At 47.5% G+C, this 6,000-nt stretch carries 1 protein-coding gene; it reads right to left on the minus strand.

Features of this window, described 5'->3' with window-relative positions:
• Window positions 1-28 precede the first annotated feature (28 nt).
• A complete protein-coding gene (locus Xsze_RS11495; RefSeq protein WP_051462421.1) occupies window positions 29-5,875 on the minus strand; it encodes an inverse autotransporter beta domain-containing protein in 5,847 nt (1,948 codons plus the stop codon).
• Window positions 5,876-6,000 lie beyond the last annotated feature (125 nt).

The raw sequence follows: 6,000 nt of genomic DNA on the forward strand, positions 1-6,000 counted from the left end.
CTCGTATACCTTAATAAAATACAGCCTCTCATTTTTTACAACTGACAAAATGATTTGGTGATGTGCCATAATAAAAGAGCTCATTGCCAGTCTCTAGGTTTTTCCTGTAAAATCTTTTAGCTTGAGCTGAATCTAATTCATAACTGCTGGTTGTATAATAAACGCCCGGCCAACCATACTTATCAGTCATATTTGTTTCCTGTTCCATTAGATTTCTGGTTTCTTCTATAGTTGCAATGCCATTAGTACAATGCCTTGATATATTGTCCCAATTACCTATTGGATAATCTTCTTTTCCAACTGGAGTGCTAACGAGATCTTTTGCTTCACCACTTGCTTTGAGCTCTTCAAATAACTTTGGTCTTTCAAACGTTATCTTCCCGGCAGTCACTGTTTCTGTCATATGCCCCCAATATTTGGCCAGAGATGTATTCGGGCTGGTAATTACGGTAAAAATAACATCCTGTTTTTGTTCATTCAGTTTATTTCCGTCATCATTCACTGTGACCACCAGTTCTGTCCTTGTCCCAATACCATCAGGATCAGTGACCTCGATAATGAGATCCCCTTTTTCATCCGTATGTCCAGTGTAAACATCCCCGCTGCCGTTACTTTCCAGTGCACCAGTTTCCTTTTCCAATTTTACTGTCACTATTTCCGGAACCTGTTTACGATTCTCGGCTTTCAGATTGATGGTCACAGGTACGCCACCTATATCTCTGCCATCTTGTCCTTTCGTATGGATGGTCAGTTTAATGGTTTCACCTTTCTTGGCCATAACAGCATCAGTGCCATCTGCGTCCACTTCAGCTTTATCGGGTGTTATTTTGAAACTACCCGCGATCCCTTTCATTGTACCATCCGCATTGACTAGCCCACTGTCGACGAGCTGGAGGCTGTTGATCGTTTCGGGTTGACCATCTTTCTTATTCTCATTTTTTCCCTGTACCGTTAACTCAATGATTTTGCCATAATCTTCTTGCTTTAATGGGTATGAGGGAACCTTATGAGGCTGTTTGTTAATATCTTGATTTGCTTCTACAAATTGATTCTTGGACGCGACATCCCTTGTGGTTGTTCGTTCTTCACCAACAGCAAAAGCGCCCCATAAATACCGAGAATTATCTATTGAGTCCCCTTGATTATTGTCAAAAGTATAGGTTGCGATCAGGTGTTTCTGGCCATCCTTCTCCTCTACTGACATATTCATGTCTTTGATTATTGGTGCATTTTTGGGGTCCATTACCCTGCCGAACCCATCTCCTGCACCCGACAGGTTTTTACTGTCACCAATATCTCCGTATTGTTTGCTTGTATTCACCTTTATAGGGGTATTGCTACGTGCCTCACCACGCTTTTTAGGATATACCCGGAGTTCGATGAACTTTTCGAAGTCCTCCTGTTTGGGGATATAAAGGGGAATATGCCCTGATTTGTCTACGGTGCCTGATGCACCTGCTATTAGCTCTGCTGAGTTTTCATTTGGCTTAGCAGGCTCATCTGGCGTACTGCTCAGGCGATACCATTCATACTCAGATTTATCATCCGGAAAGCCTTTATTGGCATCAAAGTGATAAGTGGCCGTTAACTCATGGTCCATCACCAAAAAGCCGTTAAGCGTCAGTTTGCTGATAATCGGCATAGCGCTTGGGTTTACGATAGTGCCGTTTTCCTGACCTTTTTCATCTCGTCCGCCACCTGAGGTATTGTTCGTCGGATCGTCCGGATCTGTGGTGAGAGTACCAATGGCATCCCAACTCTTCTGTTGGAGTCCGTTAACCGGCAGAATGGATACAACAATCAGCTTACCAGCCACTTTCTCTGCATCACTTTCTGCCAGACTGATATCCACCTGACCTTTTTGGCCATTCTGGCTGGTCTGGGTAATTTTTTTCCAGTCTTTGGTATTGACTTCCTTTTCCTCACCTTTTATTTCCCAGGCATAAAGTGATTGATCCCTTGCATCTCCACCATTCGGCTCAAACTTATAGTGAGCCTTCAGGATCATTGGTAAAGTAAGTTCACCGGTGAGTTCAAGATCGTCAACCTTAGCAGTGGCAGTTGGATCAGAAACCCCACCGCTGCCATTGCCACCGGTAATTCTCCCGGGGTTATTCGGATCGTAGACGGCCAGGGCGGTTTCCGGGCCGTTGGCCCGCAGATCGGCACCATTCGCTGCCAATATTGAGACTTCCAATACTTTATTGTTGTCACTCTCCTGAATGACGTAGGTTATTGGTTCACCGTTATTAACCCGGCCTTCCCCGTTTTTCTGTGCCAGCTCTATCGGTTCTTTTGCGCCAGCCGATTTCGCCAGTTCCACCACCCGGGCGGCCGTTGTGCCTTTTTCACCCCAGACATAGAACGAACGGTCAGTGGCATTACTGCCATTGCTTTCAAACTTATAGTTTGCTTTCAATGTCTTGCCTATGGTTAGCTCTCCCTCCAGATAATCGATGCTAACACTTGGTGCTTTGTTTTCATCAAACTCCAGTTCAATGGGCTGTTGGTTTTTTGTGCCGTCAATGGTCGTGTTCAGCACCCATTTGCCTGTCTTCTTACCGGCGGTGATTTCCACTTCATACACCCCATTGCCGATTTCTTTCACTTCCCCGATACTCGGGTCTTTGCCTTCTCCCGTTAGGTTGGAGTTATCAGGGATTACTTTGATACTGTCTTTGGCACCTGAGATAGGCTGTCCTTTTTGATCATTCAATGTAATCTTCAGGATTTTCTTGGTAACGCCATCCGCCGGCAGGGCCTTGCCATCGACTGGCTCAACACCGGGGCTTTCAGGGTTCAAGATTTCTGCCAATGACTGTCCAAACGTGATGGTTTCCGGTTTTCCTATCTGCTTACCAAACGCTTCCGGCGTTAATTTCCATTTGCCTTTTTTCTCCCCGGCGGTGACAGTCGCTACATATTTACCACTGCCCGGTGAGGTTTCTTTGAATTCGCCATAATGCGGCATACTGCCTGTGCCATACAGTTCATGGTCATCCGGTAGCAGCTTGATCTCTTTTTCCACGCCGCTGATGGGGCTACCATCTTTGTCGTTCAAATCCACCTCAATCTCCATGGTTTCCCCCGGATTGAGCGGCCCACCATTTTTGGTTGTAAACGTGGATTTGCCCGGATCAACCAGATCAGCCTTATTGGTGGCGAAGTTGATGGCGGTTTTGTTTTCCAGTGGCTTGCCGTCTATTTTAGTGGTAATTTCCCACTTGCCAGTTTTATCCCCTGACTTGACTTTCACCTTATATGTGCCACTGCCAGCGGGCTCTTCCCACACTTTGTCGATGACCGGTTTGTTTTTCCCGTTCCCGGTCAGCTGGTCACCGTTATCCTCAAACGTAATACTGTCTTTGGCATTCGGGATCGGGCGGCCTTTTTTATCTACCAAGTGCAGTGTCATGATGGTGCTGTCTTCATTATCCGCTGTCAGCACGTTCGTTTCCGGCGTAAAGACCGAGCCTTTGGGATCTACTATCTCCGACAGTGACTCACCAAAGGTTACCTGAGTTGGTTTCAATTCCTTACCATCAACATTTGGGGTGATTTTCAGGGTACCCTTTTTCTTGCCGGCGATAACCTTGGCCTTGTAAATCCCACTGCCGGCCGGATCTTCTTTGATGCTGGTGACAGTCGGCTCCGGGGCTTGGCCGTACAGATCACTTTTGTCTTCTGTCAACTTGATTTTGTCTACTGCTCCGGTAATCGGTTTGCCGTCCTTGTCAGTCAGATGGAGGACAATATCTGTCTCGTCACCTTCGTTTTTCAGATTACCATTGTCCGGTTCAAATTTGGTTTTGTCCGTATCCACCATGTTGGCTAATGAATCCCCGAAATCAATGACAGTCGGGGTCAGTTCATTTCCGTCAACTTTGGGATTGATAGTCCATTTGCCATGTTTGGTACCGGCGGTAGCCGTAATTTCATAGATACCACTGCCTTCAGGGACTTCCTTGATTTCCGTGCCCAACACAGGATCTTTGCCGTCACCCGTCAGTTTAGATTTATCATCTGTCAGGGTAATGTTGCTTGCCGCGCCGCTGATTGGCTTGCCGTTCTTATCCGTTAATTTCAGGCGGATAACAGTTTGGGTTTTGCCATCGGCCACCATGGATTTATTGGCCGGCTCAAAACCGGAACCCGTCGAATCGACGGCAGAAGCGATGACCACTATCTGAGCTTCCATTCTCTCTGAGGCATTTCCTTGTTTGTCATAGGCTACACCAGACAGGCTGTAGGTATTATTGCCTTTCTCATTGTATGGCGGCAGGGTCAGCAGGTAATGCGTTCCGCCACTGACCGATGAGGCGGCGGCACTTTTGAATAACTCGCCACCTTCACTGCGAGTGGACTGGACGTTCGCGGCTTCCAGTTTACCGCCCCCTGCCACCAGATTGGCAGTATCCCAGACAATCTCTTTCAGGCCATTTTTCGTACTGACGCTGACATTCAGGGGAATGATGGCACCACCGCGCCCACTAATCCGGTTTTCCATCATCAGGCGTATCAGGTTTTTCTTGCGGTATTCCAGCACGATTTGGTTATTACGTTCGACCAGATCATAGCGCCCGCCTTGCAGGGTACGTTTGAAGGCCACGGCATCAGGATCAATCTGTTTTGACCACGGGGTGCCAATCTCATAATTGAGGCCAAAATTCAGCAGGGTTTCCCCGCCACCGCTGGCACTTTGGCGGCGATCAAGCCCCAGCTTCACCAGCGGGATAGGGGTGTAATTCATGCCGAGGGTAAAGGCAGCCGGATTTTTCTGTCGCTGTTTTTCACTCAACAAACCCACTTCATCTCCAAAGTATTGCTCGTAGATGAACTTGCCCCCCAATTGCGGATAGGTTGGTAGATATCCTTCTGCCCGGAGATCAAAACCATTGGCCGGACGCTCTTCATACTCAGCCAGTTTCTTGCCATCTTTCCAGCCACTGGCACGGAAATAGCCGTTGGCCCCGAATTTAATAAAGTCACGGGCATACTCCGCACCAATCCCGAAGCGGGTATGGTCCCGGGTAATATCATGATCAAGAAAGGCGTTATAGCCAAACATGCCGCTGTCAAAGAAATGGCGTTGACCCAACCCGAAATTTGCCGTTGTACGGCTGTCAATGTGGCGTACACCAATTTGGGTAAATGTCAGGTGTTTCTTGGTATCGTACAGTGGCAGCAACATATCAAACTGGCTGCCGTCCAGCCGCCCGCGATCATCAATATTGGCCTGTATTCTTACGTTACCGTAGCGTTGCAGCCAATTGCGCACGGCCTGATTCGCTTCACCGACGGCCATCCCTTGCAGCTGGCTCTTGGTATTGTCCACAATGTTGCCACTTTTCAGCATACCGGCGGCACGAGATGCCGCATTGGCTAACCAATGTTCCGTTGTGCTCGGTTCCGTGTTTTGTTGACCAATAGCTTTTTGATTCATGTTATTTTGATCAATGGCTTCTTGGTGGATGGCATTAGCGGGAATTTCCGCAGCGGAAGCGTGCTTCTGGTTATCTGCCAACAGCTTGTCAGACACAGAATGTGGAACTTCAATCTCATCGCCGGCACTTAGCGCAGTAAATGGTTTATTGAATGTCCGCTGTTGATTGAGTTTTTTTAATTCTGTGACCGTCAGGCCATGGCGTTTTGCCACGGTTTTGACACTTTCACCGGCGCTTAATCGGTAAGGGCGAGTTTGCTTAGTATGCGCAGAAGCCTTCTGGACTTGATGCTCATTGGGAGCCATTGCCACAGCAGGGGTAAACGCTGCTGCCACGGGAAAGGCGACTTGAGCAAAGATATTCACCCATGCTACCCGTTTGAGGTGGTGACTAGATTTTTCTGCCCACTGCTTGTCTTGTTTTTCTAACATATTTATTAACCTTCTGAATCAACATAACCCACACCAGATGTCATTTAATTCTGGTGGTATTGACTCGTCCCAGAGTAGTGCTGCCATCCCTTTTTAGTTGACAATTAGTACCAAACTGTCAACTT

Origin of the sequence: Xenorhabdus szentirmaii DSM 16338 (genome assembly GCF_002632585.1) — a bacterium.
Lineage (GTDB): Bacteria > Pseudomonadota > Gammaproteobacteria > Enterobacterales > Enterobacteriaceae > Xenorhabdus > Xenorhabdus szentirmaii.